The following is a 15,816-nucleotide window of genomic DNA, read 5'->3' as shown; positions in this document are numbered from 1 at the left end:
GTTCCCTTGGCGGAGAAAAATTATGAACTGAATGACGTCGTTCAAATGAAGAAGCCCCATCCATGCGGAGAAAACCGCTGGAAGATCATCCGGATGGGTGCGGATATCCGGATCAAATGTGAAGGCTGCGGCCACAGTGTGCTCGTCCCGCGCCGCAAGTTTGAAACGAAGCTGAAGAAAGTTTTGGAAACAGCAGAATGACGTGAAACCCTCCTTTGTATCAGGAGGGTTTCTTCTCGGTTCGGGACCGGTAGTGGATGATGAACTTTCATTTTCTGATATGAATTGTTCCCGACTGCTGATTTTCCTTTCACGAATATGGTAAGAATGAAGAGAGAATAACGCCTGATTACGGAATAGCACCGGTTGTTATTTTCAAGTACAAAATCTATAATTGAAATGACTAACATGCATGTATGTAAATCCTTAAGGAGTGAAAGTCTTATATGGCACTAACAGCAGGAATCGTAGGTTTGCCGAACGTAGGGAAATCTACGTTATTTAACGCAATAACACAAGCGGGAGCATTGTCCGCCAACTATCCGTTCGCTACCATCGACCCGAACGTCGGGATCGTAGAAGTTCCGGATGAGCGGCTGGACAAGCTGACAGAGCTTGTAAATCCGAAGAAGACCGTTCCGACAGCGTTTGAATTCACGGATATCGCCGGTATTGTCAAAGGCGCAAGTAAAGGTGAAGGACTTGGAAACCAATTCCTTTCCCACATTCGTCAGGTGGATGCCATTTGTCACGTCGTCCGCGCTTTCGAAGATGAGAACATCACCCACGTATCCGGCCAGGTCGATCCGATCACCGATATCGAAACGATCAACCTGGAGCTTATCCTTGCCGATCTTGAAACCGTCACGAAGCGTCTGGACCGCGTCGCGAAACTTGCCCGTCAGAAGGACAAGGATGCCGTAGCGGAGCAGGCGGTATTGGAGACGTTGAGAGAAGCATTGGAAGACGAAACGCCGGCCCGTGCCGTCGAATTCGGCACAGACCAGCAGAAGATCGTCAAAGGTCTGCACTTATTGACGGCGAAACCGATCCTTTATGTCGCGAATGTAAGCGAAGAGGAAATCGGGGAAGGCGACAACGATAAGGTCAAACAAATCCGCGAGTTCGCAGCGAAAGAAAACGCGGAAGTCATCGTTGTTTGTGCGAAAATCGAATCAGAGATCGCCGAACTGGACGGCGACGAAAAAGAAGAATTTCTGGAGGATCTCGGAATTGCAGAGTCCGGCCTCGATCAGCTGATCAAGGCGACTTACAACCTTCTGGGTCTTGCAACGTACTTCACAGCCGGGGAGCAGGAAGTCCGTGCCTGGACGTTCAAAGAAGGCATGACAGCCCCTCAAGCAGCAGGAATCATCCACACGGACTTTGAGCGCGGGTTCATCCGTGCCGAGACGGTGTCTTATGATGACCTGATGGAAGCGGGTTCGATGGGAGCAGCACGCGACCGTGGACGCGTTCGTCTGGAAGGAAAAGAGTATATCGTCCGTGACGGGGATGTCATCCATTTCCGTTTCAACGTGTAAGCGCACGAGCTTTCGCCGAAGGCTTGTAAATGAGGGACAAGTTTGTTACAATACTATATTGTGAGTAATTATTGATTACTCCTTGCCCCTTCGATAGAGAAGGAGCCGTCAAGTCCATAAGGAGGTGAAAACGGATGAACAGAAAATACGAAATCATGTATATCATCCGCCCAGACATCGAGGAGGAAGCTAAAACGGCTGTCAAAGATCGTTTCAGCGCAATCCTAACTGATAACGGTGCGGAGATCGAACAAGTTAAAGAAATCGGTAAGCGTCGTCTTGCCTATGAAATTAACGACCACCGTGATGGTATCTATGTAACGATTGATTTCGCTGGTACAAGCGAAGCAATCAACGAATTCGACCGTCAAGCGAAGTTCACGGATGATATTATCCGCCACATCGCTGTACGCGAAGATGACAAATAAGGAGTGGTTCTGATGTTAAATCGTGTCGTATTAGCCGGCAGATTGACGAAGGATCCTGATTTACGCTATACGCCGAACGGAGTAGCTGTCGCCAACTTCACTGTCGCTGTAAACCGTCCTTTTTCCAACAACCAGGGAGATCGCGACGCCGATTTCATCAACTGTGTCGTTTGGAGACGTCCAGCAGAAAACCTGGCTAACTTTATGAGTAAAGGAAGCCTTATAGGTGTTGATGGACGCATACAGACAAGAAGCTTCGACAACCAAGAAGGTAAGCGTGTATTCGTTACAGAAGTTGTTGCAGACAGCGTACAGTTCCTAGAATCCAAAGGTGCTTCCCAAGGCGGAGGAAACCGTGGAGGTTCAGGATTCCAACCAAATCAGAATCAACAACCATCAGGAAACAACTTCGGTTCTAACAACAACCAACGAAACGATGACCCATTCGCAGATAATGGGGAACCTATCGATATATCAGATGACGATCTACCATTCTAATGAGAAAGGAGTGAATGCACATGGCACGTCGTGGACGCGGTAAACGTAAAAAGGTGTGTTTCTTCACAGCTAACGGAATTACACACATCGACTATAAAGATGTTGATTTGCTGAAACGTTTCATCTCTGATCGTGGAAAAATTCTTCCTCGTCGAGTAACTGGAACTTCTGCTAAATACCAACGTAAATTGACAAAAGCGATCAAACGCTCTCGTCAAATGGCTCTACTTCCATACACTACTGAATAAGTGGATGGGTAGCGTCGGTGGAAACCCCGGAATCTTTCTTAGATTCCGGGGTTTCTTTTTCGTTTCCAGGGAAAGGGGTTTCTTCCCCAATTCTATTTCTCGAAAGCTCATAAAAAAACCACGACAGCCATTGTCGTGGTTTTTTTATGGAATCGTCAGGTCGTCCGCCTGCTGATTATCCGTTCAACCCCATATAGTCACGGAGTTCTTCTTTGTTTGTCAGCAGGTCTTCAAGTGTGTACTCTTCCAGTACGGCAAGGAATGCGCGTAATGCTTCGTGGAGGGCGTGCTTCAATTTGCAGGCGGGAGTGATGACACAATAATTGGTGGCGCAGTCGAAGCATTCCAGTAGATGAAAGTCGTCTTCCATCGCGCGGACGACATCGCCGACGTTGATGTCTTTCGGTTCCCGGGCCAGCCGGATGCCGCCGGAGCGGCCCCGGAGTGTTTCAATCAGCTGCATCTTATTGAGCTCATGTATGATTTTAGCCAAATGGTTTTCTGAGATGTGGAAGACTTCGGAGATCTCTTTCTTTCGTGCGAGCTCTCCGTTCCTTTTCGATGCTGTGAAAATCAATACCCTTAAGGCATAGTCCGTGTACTTCTTTAGTCGCATCGTCGTAACCCTCATTTTCTGTTTTTTTCATGATACCATACTCCGTTTATAAAGTCTTAGGAATGAGACGTTCTCACAATTGTCATAAAAGATGTATTTTAAATATTGCTTTAAATTTTCTTCGTTTTATAATAAAGATGTATTAAAAATATATCTTTTGGAGGCTTTATTATGGTGACAAAGGCTGAAAAACCACTAGATGAAAAGACAGTACGGACGATTAAAGCGACGGTTCCTGTCCTGGCGGAGCATGGCGGTACGATTGCAGGCGTTTTCTACCGGAACCTCTTTCAAGAGCATCCGGAACTGAGAAACGTCTTCAATCAGACGCACCAAAAGGTCGGCGAGCAGCCGAAGGCCCTGGCGAATGCTGTGTACATGGCGGCAGCACACATCGATGAGTTGGAAACGATTCTGCCGATGGTCAAGCAGGTCGCGGAAAAGCACCGCAGCCTGCATGTGAAACCGGAGCATTATCCTATTGTCGGCGAGCACCTGCTTGGCGCAATCCAAGAGGTGCTCGGTGACGGTGCGACAGAGGAGGTTCTAGGAGCCTGGGAGCGTGCTTACGGAGTCATTGCGAGTGTCTTCATCGATATCGAATCCGACCTCTATGAGCAGGCGGAGAATCAGCGTGGAGGCTGGAGCGGATATCGCACGTTCCGGATAGCGGAAAAGGTGAAGGAAAGTGACACGATCACTTCCTTCTACCTCCAACCCGTCGACGGTGGCGCCCTTCCACAGTTCAGGGCTGGTCAGTACGTGACGATCAAAGCGGACATCCCCGACCAGCCCGTCAGTCATTTGAGACAATACAGCTTATCCGATGCACCCGGAAACGATTATTTCCGCATCAGTGTGAAGCGAGATCGTGGCATAAACGGAAATCCTGCCGGAATTGTTTCCTGCTGGCTCCACGACAAGGTCGAAGCAGGCGATACGCTGCCGGTCAGTGCGCCTGCAGGTGATTTCACACTGGATGAAGAAGTGGAACGTCCGCTTGTGCTGATCAGTGGAGGCGTCGGTGTTACACCGCTTATGAGCATGTGGAAGGACGCGGTTCAACGTCAAAAGAATCGGGAGGTACATGTCATCCACGGAGCGAAGAACGGCGCCGTCCACGCCTTCCGTGACGACATGACGGCTCTTCCCGCTGCATCTACGCATATCGTCTATTCCGAACCTCGAGCAGAAGAGGGAACGTTCGATCAATCAGGATACGTAGATAGAGCGTTTTTACAGGAGAAGGTGCCATCCGGTGCCACTGTGTATATCTGCGGCCCGGAAGGCTTCATGACAGCGGTGCATGAAGCGCTTGCTGCGATTGGTGTGAAGCAGGAGCAGATTCACTATGAATTTTTCGGAACCAAAGGGGTGCTGGAGGTCTGAGCGATCTCCTATTTTGCCAAAGAAAAAAGCGGCCGGGGATTAAATTCCCGGCCGCTTTTTTTGTTTATTCTTCTACATAGGCCCACTTAAATTCAAATTCAGGACCTGTTGCTGTGGAGTAGACTCCTTTGATCGATGGACGGAAGAGCTGTGCCTTCGCATCCTGGTAGATCGGAGCTACGGCTGCATCTTCTTCCAGAAGGAGGCGTTCCGCTTCCATGAATGCTTCGAAACGCTTATCCGGATCCTGGGCGAATTCATTGTTCGCTTGTTCGATGAGGCTGTCATACTCTTCACTGGAATAACCCATGTTGTTGTTCTGTCCGTCTGTCAGATACATGTTCAAGTACGTGTTTGGATCGACATAGTCCGGTCCCCACGTCGCTGCCTCCATTTCGAATTCTGCTTCGTTGTCACGGCGGACACGCTCTTTGAACGGCACTTCCATCACTTTAATCGTCAGGCCTTCCAAATTCTCTTCCAATTGGCCTTTGTAATAGGCAAGGGTATCTTTCGATGTACCTGTGTCATCTCCAAGCAGCTCGATTTCCACTGTGTCGGTGCCGAGTGCTTCCAAGCCCTTCTGCCAATGTTCCTTCGCTTTCTCGACGTTTGTCTCTACGAGGTCGCCCTGCGCTTCCCGGAAGTCTTCTTCACTGTCCGGCATCGATACGAAGTTCGATGGTACATATCCTTTGGCCGGCACGGATCCGTCATTCAAGATGACGTCGACGAGTCCCTGGCGGTCGATAGCCATGGAGATCGCTTTACGGACATCGGCGTTGGCCAATGCTTCGTTGTTATCCTGGTTGAACTTGAAGAAATATAAGTATGGTTTCTCGACGACCTGGAACGCTTCGTCCGAGCTGTATTGATCGACGAATTCGGCATTCAATTCGGTTTGATCGATTTCGCCGGATTCATATAAGTTGACGCCTGTGGAAACTTCTTTCACTACTTTTGCGTGGATCTTGTCCAACTGGACGGTATCGGCATCCCAATAGGAATCGCTCTTCTCAATCGTCCAGCCTTCGCCGTGGCTCCAGTCCGTCATTTCGAAAGGACCGTTCGAAATTGTGTACTCGGCCTCGGTTGCAAACTTGTCTCCCTGTTCTTCTACATACTTTTGGTTCAAAGGCATGAAGGTGATGAACACGGTCATCGATTCAAAGTATGGAACAGGCTTTTCCAATTTGACTTCCAATGTCTTATCATCAACCGCTGTCGCGCCGAGTTCTTCCGGCTCCATCTCTCCGTTGCTGATTTCCTGGGCGTTATCAATGATGCCGCCTAGGAAATAAGGGCCGTATTCGGATGCTGTATCCGGATCGACCGCCCGCTGCCAGGCGTAGACGAAGTCATTTGCCGTTACAGGATCGCCGTTCGACCACTCGGCATCACGCAGTTTAAATGTCCAAGTAAGTCCGTCTTCACTTACTTCAGAGTCTTCTGCCATCCCATCGACGAGCTGGCTATTTTCATCCAAGCGGTACAACCCTTCATAGGTTTCACCGGCCCATTGGAAACCGACGGAATCGGTGATCAAGGACGGGTCCATGCTTGGGATTTCACTTTTTGCTGTTACTGTAATCTCTTGTTCTCCGGAAGCAGATCCTTCATCGGATGTACTGTCCCCGTCTGATTCTGATGATGTCTCGCTGCCTCCACTACACGCTGCGAGTACAAGGACGAATAAGAGTGAAAATAAAACCCACCACTGTTTTCTCAAAAAGAACTCCCCCGTTTTCAAAGTTTTTAGAAAATAATTACTTTTTGAATTATAACGATAATTTTCAGAAAAATCAAAGGGATATCAGGAAAATATGCACAAGAAATGTAGACATTATAACTGAATTTTCTAATTTGATTGACAACATCCTACCATTTGATAGGATTAGAGAATATCATTTCTTTTTCTAACGTGTTAAAGACATTTAATAGGAAAAGGGTAAGAGAAAATGAGGAGGTACAAGTGGAAAATGAAGCGTGAATGGGATTTGCTGCACACTCCGGGACCGACTCCGACACCACCAAGTGTGGAGAGAAGCATGAGCCAGCCGATGATTGGTCACCGTGGTGAAAAATGTAAGGAATTGATGAAGGAAATTGCTCCGAGGTTGAAGCCGGTCTTTGGCACTTCCGGAGATGTTTTGGTCATGACAGGAAGCGGAACGTCAGCACTTGAGGCCGCTGTCGTCAATACGACGAAGCCCGGGGAAGAGGTCATCGTCGTTGTCGCCGGTGCCTTCGGAGATCGTTTTGCCCAGATTTGCCGCACGTATGAATTGATCGTCCATCAGCTTGATGTTCCTTGGGGAGAAGCGGTGACACCGGATCAGGTGGAAGCGGCCCTTCAATCCTACCCGAAAGCGAAAGCCGTCTTCCTGACGCACAGTGAAACGTCGACAGGGGTCATGCATCCGGTCGAAAAAGTCGCCGAACGCGTTAAATCCGTAAGCTCTGCCCTTGTCATCGTTGACGGAGTCTCCTCTGTCGGTGGCGCCGGTCTCGATATGGATCGTTATGGAATCGATATCGTAGTATCCGGTTCCCAGAAAGCGTTGATGCTCCCGCCCGGACTTGCGTTCGCCGCTGTCGGAGAAGCAGCCTGGAAAGTGATTCACGAAAATCCACGCCCGCGCTTTTACCTGGACTTGAGATCTTATAAAAAACAGCTCGACGCAGGACAGACACCATTCACTCCGGCCTTGTCGCTGCTGTACGGATTAGAACAGGTGTTGAACCTGTTGGAAGAAGAAGGTTTGGAAAACGTGTATGCACGTCATACGTTAATGAAAGATATGACTCGGAACGCCTGTCTCGCTCTCGGTCTTCCGCTGCTTGTAAGCGAGGCGGAAGCTTCCACTACCGTGACATCGATCCGCCCGGATACCTTCGAGGCAGAGCAGTTGAGGAAGCTTGCCAACGAAGAATTCGGCTTGATCATGGCAGGAGGACAGAAGCATATGAAGGGCGAGATTTTCCGCATCGGCCATATGGGTTACTGTCGCCCGGCAAATGTCCTGCAGTATATCGGCATCATCGAAATCGTCCTGAAGCGTCTCGGACATGAATTCGAACCCGGTGCAGGCGTCGCAGCAGCACAGGAAGCATACTTGAAGCACACAAGGGAGGATCATCATGTACCGCGTATTAATCAGTGACCCACTTAGTGAAGACGGAATCAGACCATTATTGGATGCAGAAGATGTAGAAACGATCAATACTCCTTCTCTCTCCAAGGAAGAGCTGCTGGAGGCGGTCGGTTCTGCCGACGCCATGATCGTCCGCAGCCAGACACAGGTGACAAGGGAAGTCATCGAACATGCCCCTCACCTGAAAATCATCGGCCGTGCCGGTGTAGGCGTCGATAACATCGATATCGAGGCAGCGACGGAGAACGGTGTGGTCGTCGTCAATGCGCCGGATGGAAATACGATCTCTACGGCGGAACATACGATGGCGATGCTCATGTCGCTTGCCAGGAACATCCCGCAGGCGTATCACAGCTTGAAGCAGCAGCGCTGGGACCGGAAGAAATACGTCGGTGTCGAGCTGAAGGATAAAGTGCTCGGTATCGTCGGCTTCGGAAGAATCGGTCGGGAAGTTGCTTCCCGCGCCAAAGGCCACCGGATGAAAGTCGTTGCCTTCGACCCGTTCTTGAACGAGGAAAAGGCGGCGAAGGCAGGCGTAACGTGCGGAACGGTCGACGAAGTGATCGCGCAGGCGGACTTCCTTACCGTCCATACGCCCCTTATTGAGAAGACGAAACACTTGATCAATGAAGAGGCGATCAAGAAGATGAAAGACGGCGCGCGCATCTTGAACTGTGCCCGCGGCGGTATTGTGGAAGAGAATGCCCTCTATGAAGCTATTAAATCCGGCAAGATCGCTGGAGCAGCTCTCGACGTTTTCGAGGAAGAGCCGGCGACGGAGCATCCGCTGCTTACCCTTGATGAAGTCATCGCGACTCCGCACCTGGGTGCGAGCACGATCGAGGCGCAGGAGAATGTAGCGACAGACGTCAGCTATGACATCATCGAATCTCTGCGCGGAGGTACGGTGAAAAACCCTGTCAACATTCCATCCGTTTCTTCAGAAATGATGGAGAAGCTGTCTCCTTACTTCCTATTATCCGAGCGTCTTGGGGATTTCCTTTCCAAGATCGTCGACGGCACGCTTGAAAGTGTGAATGTCACGTACAGTGGAGAACTGCTGGATGTCGATACGATGCCGCTTACTCGTATCGCTGTGAAGGGTATTCTGAAGCGTCATATCGGCAGCCGTGTCAACGACGTCAACGCCTTTAAGACGGCATCAGATAAAGGAATTACGATCAACGAGCAGAAGTCGACATCTACAAAAGGCTTCACAAACTTGATCACGGTGGAAATCGAAACAGATAAAGAGAAGCGCAGCATCCGTGGAACGCTTCTGAACGGATTGGGACCACGCATCGTCCAGTTCGATCACTATCCGATCGACGTCGTTCCGGAAGGGCATCTCATCGTCATCCACCACAAAGACCAACCAGGTGCGATCGGCCGTGTCGGTAGCCTTCTTGCCCAGCATCAAGTCAACATCGCCACGATGCAGGTGGGACGGACGAATGAAGGTGGAGAAGCTGTCATGGTGCTGACGGTCGACAAAGAAGTGACGGAAGAATCCGTCGTCAAGCTGGCAGAGCTCTCTGATATCCAGAAGGTCCAGAGCCTTACTCTCTAAGCCATTATTATAGATATCTTTAAGAAAAAGCAGGCGTTTGCCTGCTTTTTCTTTATTTGTTGGAGAAGTGGGAAGATCGTGCGGCTGAAGAAGGAGCATGTGCTTTGACAAAAGGGAGGGTCCTTGGTACGTTTAAATCCGACTAAAACGATACACATTGGAGGGATAAAGGTTGGAAGAATCAAGAGAATCCATTTCCAAGTTCAGGAGAGGCTTGTTCCGGATCTTGGACGGGATTGAGTGGCTTGGGAATAAGCTGCCGTCCCCGCTCTTATTATTTGCCATATTAGCTTTGTTGGTTATTGTTCTATCAGGCATTTTCTCCGGCGTCGCCGTTACCAACCCGACGAGTGGAGAAGTCGTGGAAGTGAAGAATCTGCTCAGTCTGAGTGGACTGGAGTATATCTTCAATAGTGCCGTCGAAAACTTCATCGGTTTTCCGCCGCTCGGAGCCGTGCTTGTTACGATGCTTGGGATCGGCCTTGCTGAACAGACGGGACTGATCCATACGTCGCTGAAGGGGATCGTGTTCTCCTTCCCTAATAAGCTGTTGACGGCCGCGCTTGTGTTCGCAGGTGTGATGTCCAGTTTAGCGGTCAATGCCGGCTATGTCGTTCTTCCGCCGCTTGGAGCGGTTCTGTTCCTCGGACTGGGACGTCATCCGCTCGCCGGTCTTGCTGCTGCGTTCGCCGGGGTATCGGGGGGATTCGGCGCAAACCTTGCTCTGACTTCGACGGATGCGATCCTGCAGGAGTTGACGGCAGATGCTGCCCGTACCATCGATCCTGCTTATGCCGATACGATTACCGTGACGATGAACTATTTCTTCGCTGCCGTCTCCGTCCTTCTCGTGACGATCATCGGTACCTTCGTCACGGAAAAAATCATCGAGCCGCGCCTTGGGAAGTACAAGGGAGAGGCCGATGCAGAGATGGAAGAGTTGACAGATACAGAGAGAAAAGGGATGCGGCTTGCCGGTCTCGGTTTTCTTCTAACCTTCGCTTTGATGGTCTATTTGTCGCTCGGACCGCTGCGCGGGGACGGGGCTTATATTGAATCGCCCTTCTTCCAGGCCCTCGTCTTTGTCATTTTCCTTCTTTTTCTTGTACCGGGATTAATCTATGGAATCGTCGTTAAGGAGATCAAGAATGATAAGGATCTAACGAGGCTGCTGGGCAAGACGATGGCGAGTATGGGAGGATATATCGCGCTTGCATTTACAGCGGGTCAGTTCATCGCTTACTTCCAGGAGACGAATCTTGGGACGGTCATCGCCTTTCGGGGAGCTGATTTCCTTGATTCCACCGGGTTTGATGGAATTGCGCTCATTTTGACATTCATCGGTCTGACCATGGTCGTGAACTTCTTCATCGGCAGTTCTTCCGCGAAATGGACGATTCTGGCGCCTGTTTTCGTTCCGATCATGATGAATCTCGGGTATTCTCCTGAATTCACGACGCTGTTGTACCGAATCGGGGACTCGGTGACGAACATGGTGACACCGCTCCTGCTTTATTTCCCTGTCGTCATTGCCTTTGCACAGCGTTATGACAAGAAAATCGGTATCGGGACATTGATTTCGATGATGATCCCCTATTCCGTCGCTTTCCTGCTCGGATGGCTCGTGCTCCTGCTCATCTGGGTGCTGCTCGGAATCCCTGTAGGTCCGGGGGCTCCTGTTCAGTATTAATTTTTATCGGGACTGCTTGTGCCGCCGCTGATGGTTTCCGTGCAGGGCTGCGCTTTCCGCGGGCGGCCGGCGAGCCTCCTCAGAGCTCCGCTCTTCCGGGGTCTCTCCTGTCTCGCTTTTCCCGCAGGAGTCTCCGCCCTGCCCTCCAATCATCAGCTGGTGAGGGTGGAATATGAAAAAAACCGAACGTCTCCCGGCTTTTTGAGCTGGATGCGTTCGGTTTTTTTGTGTGCGTGTTTCACGTGAAACTGGGTCAGTCGATCGGGTGTACCGTCGCTTTTCTATTGGAGAAAACGTGTACACTATCGTAGCCGACCGACTTCGCGAGGTCGATTGCTTCCCCGTATCGGTACCCGATATGGTCCGGTTTATGAGCGTCCGAACAAAGGACGATCCCGACGCCGTGATCCTTACAAATCTGCAGCAGCACAGGGTCCGGATACATGATGCCGACCGGCTTCCGGAGACCGGCCGTGCTGATCTCGATGCATGTGTTGGTCGACGCCAGCGCTTTGGCTGCGCGTTCATACTGTTCTTTCAGAAACGCCTCATCATCCGGTCGATAGCCGAATACTTTGATGACATCGATATGGCCGACGAAATCGAACAGGCCGGATTCTGCCAGAGTGACGACCCGGTCGAAATACTGACGGTACACTTCTTTCAAATCACGCTTTTCGTACTCGTCCCGGAAAATGGCGAGATCGATTCCCCAATCATCGATCCAGTGAACGGATCCGATCACATAGTCGAAGGGATGGGCGTCGATGAAGTCTTTCATCTCTTTTTCTTTTCCCGGCATATAGTCCATTTCTATTCCCATTTTAATAGGAAGCCCGGCTTCCTCTGCCGCATTGAACATCTTCTGGTACGTATCGAATTCAAGGGTTCTGCGATTCTCCACCCACGGGTTAGACAGGATGGCGCTCGTTTCCTGGAAGAAATAAGCGTGCTCGGATATGCCGAGTTCTTCAATGCCTTCTTCTTTCGCTTTTTGTATGTAGGTTCTGAGGTAGTCGATATCTAAGTTGCCAGTTTCTGCCATATGAACATGATAGTCGGTACGCATGATCGTCCTCCTCTATTAATTTCATTTATCATACCAGACTGTGTTCATATGACCAAGTCCTGGAACGGATGGATGAGACGAGAAACAGGTACCCTTTGTATGTTAAAATAGGGAGGTTACTAAAAGCCCGTAGAAATAGAGGTGCTTCAAAAGAAATGAATAAATCACGAAGATTAACGGAAGGGGCTTTGATGGCCGGTATCTACTTGATATTGCTGCTGCTTTCTTTGTATATGCCGATTATTGGTCCTTTCATGATATTTGTCCTGCCCGTACCGTTCGCTTATTACGCGCATCGGCATGGGTGGAAACCCGGAGCCCTGGTGTTCCTGGTGGCTTTGATCTTTTCCTTGCTGTTTGCGACAGTGATATCGCCGGTCACGCTGCTTGCCGGCATCGGCGGCCTGTTCCTTGGTGGTGCCATGCATAAGAAGCGCGGATCCTATGAGACGCTGGCCATCGGTTCGGTCGGCTTCATCATCGGAATCGTTCTATTGTTCCTTGCTACTCAGTTTGTGTTCGACGTCAACTGGATCGATGACTTCAACAACAATCTGGAAGAAGGAGTCACTTCCGCAGAGAACCTTCTCTCCGGTGTGATGGACGAGGAGCAGGTCGAGCAGCAGATTGCCGCCATGCGGGAGCAGATCGCGTTTCTCCCTGACATCATGCCTAGTATTCTCGCTATGACAGGAATCGTCCTTGCGTTCCTGAATCAGTGGATTACGTACAAGGTGATCAACCGGGTGGAGAAGAAGTCGTACCGTTTCGTCTCCTTCAAGAACTTCCGGCTGCCGTCTGCTGTATTATGGTACTACTTGATTGCATTGATTTTGAATCTGATTGTCGGAGACGGAGGCGGGCTGCTTTATTTAGCCGCCATCAACATCTTCACGTTGACAGGGACGCTGATCGTCATCCAAGGCTTTTCTTTCGTATTTTTCTATGCCGGTGTGAAGAAATGGTCCAAGGCAATTCCGGTGGTGCTCATCGTTTTCACCTTGCTTCTTCCACAATTGATGCTGTATCTTGTAAGAATCTTAGGTATAATTGATTTAGGATTTCCATTGCGGGAACGCTTGGGAGAAACGAAGGATAAATAGCTCGGAGCAGATGGTGGGAGCTGAATGCAATGCCGAATTTCTTTAAAAAACCAACGATGAGCGGACACTTGTGGATCATTTATTTGATCTCTCTTGTGCTGCTTGGATTCATTTGGTATTACCAGTGGACATTGGGACTGATGATGACGCTGTTTTTAGCTGCGTCCATCTTTTACAGTGTCCGTACGGAACAGAATATGATCAGCGAAACAGAGGAATATATTTCGACGCTTTCCTACCGGGTCAAGAAGGTAGGGGAAGAGGCGTTACTCGAGATGCCGATCGGGATCATCCTCTTCAGTGAGAATTTCACGATTGAATGGGCGAATCCCTACATGAACAGGTTCACAGAGGAGGACTCGATCGTCGGTCAGTCTCTTAAGAAGCTGTCCGATCAAATCATCCCTGCCGTCAAGGAAGATGAGGATGAAGTGTGGCTTACGATCGGCAACTATAAGTTCCAGACGGTCATCAAGCGTGAGGAACGGCTGCTTTACTTGTTCGACAGGACGCGGCAGACCGAAATCCATAATCGCTATGAGAACGAACAGACGGTGCTGTCTGTCATCTTCCTGGATAACTATGAAGAGATCACTCAAGGGATGGACGATACAGCGAAGAGTCATATCAACTCCCAGGTGACGTCGATATTGAATAAATGGGCCGGCGATTACGGCATTTATTTGAAACGGACGTCTCAGGAGCGCTTCATGGCAGTCTTGAACCAGGAGATTCTGGCAACGCTTGAAAAGGCGAAGTTCGAAATTCTGGATGATGTCCGTGAGCTGATTACCGATCAGAACGTCCCGTTGACGCTCAGCTTCGGTATCGGTGTCGGACCGGTCAGCCTGCCGGAGCTTGGCGAACTGGCTCAGTCCAGTCTCGACCTTGCACTGGGGCGCGGCGGAGATCAGGTGGCGATCAAGGATGACTCCGGGAAAGTCCGCTTCTACGGCGGTAAAACGAATCCGATGGAGAAACGGACCCGTGTCCGGGCCCGCGTTATCTCCCATGCGATGAAGGAGCTCGTCCAGGAGAGTGAAAAGGTGCTCATCATGGGGCACAAGTCTCCGGATATGGATTCGGTCGGGGCATCGATCGGGATTCTGAAGATCGCTCAGGCGAATGATAAAGAAGCAGCGATTGTTCTTGATCCCGACGATATCGATACAGGTGTCCAACGGATGATTGAAGAGATCGAGAAGGATGAGGACTTGTGGCGTTACTTCCTGTCACCTCAGGATGCGCTTGAAATGGTGACGAACGATACGCTGCTTGTCATTGTCGATACGCACAAGCCGTCGATGGTCATCGAAGAGAAATTGTTATCGAAGACCGAACATGTCGTCGTCATCGATCACCACCGCCGGGCCGAAGAGTTCATCTCCGATCCGACGCTCGTGTACATGGAACCGTACGCATCTTCGACTGCAGAACTTGTGACGGAATTGCTGGAATACCAGCCGAAGAAGCTGAAACTGTCGATGCTTGAATCGACGGCGCTGCTGTCAGGAATCATCGTCGATACGAAGAGCTTCACGCTGAGAACCGGCTCGCGCACGTTCGACGCGGCGTCCTACCTTCGTTCTAAAGGAGCGGACACCGTCCTTGTGCAGAAGTTCATGAAAGAAGACCTTGATATTTATATACGGAGAAGCAAGCTGATCGAGCAGGCGAGCGTGTACAGGGATGGAATTGCCATCTCGACCGGGGACAAAGGCGAATCCTATGGACCGGTCATCATCGCTCAGGCCGCCGATACGCTGCTTACGATGAGCGGTATCGTCGCATCCTTCGTCATTTCCGAACGTAAAGACGGACGAATCGGCATCAGCGCCCGTTCGCTTGGGGACATCAACGTCCAGGTCATCATGGAGAAGATGAACGGCGGAGGGCATTTGACGAATGCGGCGACCCAATTGGAAGACACAACGATTGAAGATGCGAAAGCATTGTTGCAAGATATAATTGATGAGTATTTTGAAGGGGGAGACTTTGAATGAAAGTAATTTTTAAAGCCGATGTTAAGGGGAAAGGCAAGAAGGGCGAAATCAAGGATGTAAACGACGGTTACGCCCGCAACTATCTGCTTAAAAATAACTTGGCCGTTGAAGCGACGAAAGGAAACCTCCAGGCGCAGAAAGCGAAGGATGCGAAGCAAGAGCAGCGTGCGCAGGAAGAAGTGGAGGAAGCGAAGCAGTTGAAAGAGACGCTTTCCGGTATGGAAGTGAAGCTGACAGCGAAATCCGGAGACGGCGGCCGCTTGTTCGGTTCCATCACAAGCAAGCAGATTGCGGAACAGCTGAAGAAAGACCATGATATCAAAATCGACAAACGTAAAATCGAGCTGGATGACCCGATCCGGACGCTCGGATATACGAACGTACCTGTGAAGCTTCATCCGGAAGTGACAGGCACGATCCGTGTCCATGTAGAGGAGAAGTAAGCGGTTTGTCATCAAGCGCCCACTCCGGCTGTAGCCGTGGGCGCTTCTCTTTTCCCTGAT

Annotated in this window: 15 protein-coding genes; 12 read left to right on the top strand and 3 right to left on the bottom strand. The window is 50.2% G+C overall.

The features are described 5' to 3' along the window. Positions 1-6 precede the first annotated feature (6 nt). The 5 genes from AXG56_RS14555 (at position 7) to rpsR (ending at position 2,718) form a co-directional block, all read left to right on the top strand. Complete coding sequence (locus AXG56_RS14555; protein ID WP_008636583.1) at positions 7-201, top strand: DUF951 domain-containing protein; 195 nt, start codon at positions 7-9, stop codon at positions 199-201. A gap of 245 nt (positions 202-446) precedes the next feature. Continuing rightward, positions 447-1,544 (top strand): redox-regulated ATPase YchF, encoded by a 1,098-nt coding sequence (gene ychF, locus AXG56_RS14550; RefSeq protein WP_008636585.1) that lies wholly within the window; start codon positions 447-449, stop codon positions 1,542-1,544. A gap of 134 nt (positions 1,545-1,678) precedes the next feature. Further along, positions 1,679-1,972 carry a 30S ribosomal protein S6 gene (gene rpsF / locus AXG56_RS14545; RefSeq protein WP_008636603.1) on the top strand — a complete coding sequence of 98 codons (294 nt, stop codon included), beginning with the start codon at positions 1,679-1,681 and terminating at the stop codon, positions 1,970-1,972. A gap of 12 nt (positions 1,973-1,984) precedes the next feature. Next, positions 1,985-2,470, top strand: a complete 486-nt coding sequence (gene ssb, locus AXG56_RS14540; protein ID WP_062515186.1) for a single-stranded DNA-binding protein — start codon at positions 1,985-1,987, stop codon at positions 2,468-2,470. Positions 2,471-2,490: 20 nt separating this feature from the next. Then, positions 2,491-2,718, top strand: coding sequence for a 30S ribosomal protein S18 (gene rpsR / locus AXG56_RS14535; protein WP_008636608.1), 228 nt, complete (start codon positions 2,491-2,493; stop codon positions 2,716-2,718). A gap of 175 nt (positions 2,719-2,893) precedes the next feature. On the opposite strand, the gene AXG56_RS14530 is transcribed toward rpsR, so the two are convergent. Further along, entirely contained in the window at positions 2,894-3,334 is a 441-nt protein-coding gene (locus AXG56_RS14530) for an Rrf2 family transcriptional regulator (RefSeq protein ID WP_062515185.1), read from the bottom strand. A 171-nt stretch (positions 3,335-3,505) separates the two neighbouring features. On the opposite strand from AXG56_RS14530, the gene hmpA reads away from it, so the two are divergent. Next, on the top strand, positions 3,506-4,723 hold the full coding sequence (gene hmpA / locus AXG56_RS14525) for an NO-inducible flavohemoprotein (RefSeq protein ID WP_062515183.1): 1,218 nt from the start codon (positions 3,506-3,508) through the stop codon (positions 4,721-4,723). A gap of 64 nt (positions 4,724-4,787) precedes the next feature. Here the strand turns inward: hmpA and AXG56_RS14520 are convergent, their stop codons facing one another. Further along, complete coding sequence (locus AXG56_RS14520; protein WP_008636614.1) at positions 4,788-6,452, bottom strand: peptide ABC transporter substrate-binding protein; 1,665 nt, start codon at positions 6,450-6,452, stop codon at positions 4,788-4,790. A 250-nt stretch (positions 6,453-6,702) separates the two neighbouring features. On the opposite strand from AXG56_RS14520, the gene AXG56_RS14515 reads away from it, so the two are divergent. The 3 genes from AXG56_RS14515 to AXG56_RS14505 all read left to right on the top strand — a co-directional run bounded on the left by AXG56_RS14515 (position 6,703) and on the right by AXG56_RS14505 (position 11,138). Next, positions 6,703-7,887, top strand: a complete 1,185-nt coding sequence (locus AXG56_RS14515; protein WP_008636616.1) for an alanine--glyoxylate aminotransferase family protein — start codon at positions 6,703-6,705, stop codon at positions 7,885-7,887. Further along, positions 7,865-9,448 (top strand): phosphoglycerate dehydrogenase, encoded by a 1,584-nt coding sequence (gene serA / locus AXG56_RS14510; RefSeq protein ID WP_008636618.1) that lies wholly within the window; start codon positions 7,865-7,867, stop codon positions 9,446-9,448. Before AXG56_RS14515 ends, serA begins: the two co-directional genes overlap by 23 nt. Positions 9,449-9,620: 172 nt before the next feature. Further along, a complete protein-coding gene (locus AXG56_RS14505; RefSeq protein WP_008636619.1) occupies positions 9,621-11,138 on the top strand; it encodes an AbgT family transporter in 1,518 nt (505 codons plus the stop codon). Positions 11,139-11,391: 253 nt separating this feature from the next. Here the strand turns inward: AXG56_RS14505 and AXG56_RS14500 are convergent, their stop codons facing one another. Next, positions 11,392-12,207 (bottom strand): histidinol-phosphatase HisJ family protein, encoded by an 816-nt coding sequence (locus AXG56_RS14500; RefSeq protein WP_062515182.1) that lies wholly within the window; start codon positions 12,205-12,207, stop codon positions 11,392-11,394. A gap of 155 nt (positions 12,208-12,362) precedes the next feature. Here AXG56_RS14500 and AXG56_RS14495 point away from each other — a divergent pair, with 155 nt between their 5' ends. From AXG56_RS14495 to rplI, 3 genes are read left to right on the top strand one after another with little or no spacing between them, the layout of a single operon-like run. After that, complete coding sequence (locus AXG56_RS14495) at positions 12,363-13,310, top strand: YybS family protein (protein WP_026577643.1); 948 nt, start codon at positions 12,363-12,365, stop codon at positions 13,308-13,310. Between the two features lie 29 nt (positions 13,311-13,339). Then, entirely contained in the window at positions 13,340-15,313 is a 1,974-nt protein-coding gene (locus AXG56_RS14490) for a DHH family phosphoesterase (protein ID WP_008635914.1), read from the top strand. Continuing rightward, the gene (gene rplI, locus AXG56_RS14485) at positions 15,310-15,756 is read left to right on the top strand and encodes a 50S ribosomal protein L9 (protein ID WP_008635913.1); all 447 of its coding nucleotides are present in this window, start codon (positions 15,310-15,312) and stop codon (positions 15,754-15,756) included. The genes AXG56_RS14490 and rplI overlap by 4 nt, the downstream gene beginning before the upstream one ends. Positions 15,757-15,816: the final 60 nt, after the last annotated feature.

The organism is Halobacillus sp. KGW1, from assembly GCF_001592845.1.
Lineage (GTDB): Bacteria > Bacillota > Bacilli > Bacillales > Halobacillaceae > Halobacillus.
This window is presented reverse-complemented; position numbering and strand designations above follow the sequence as displayed.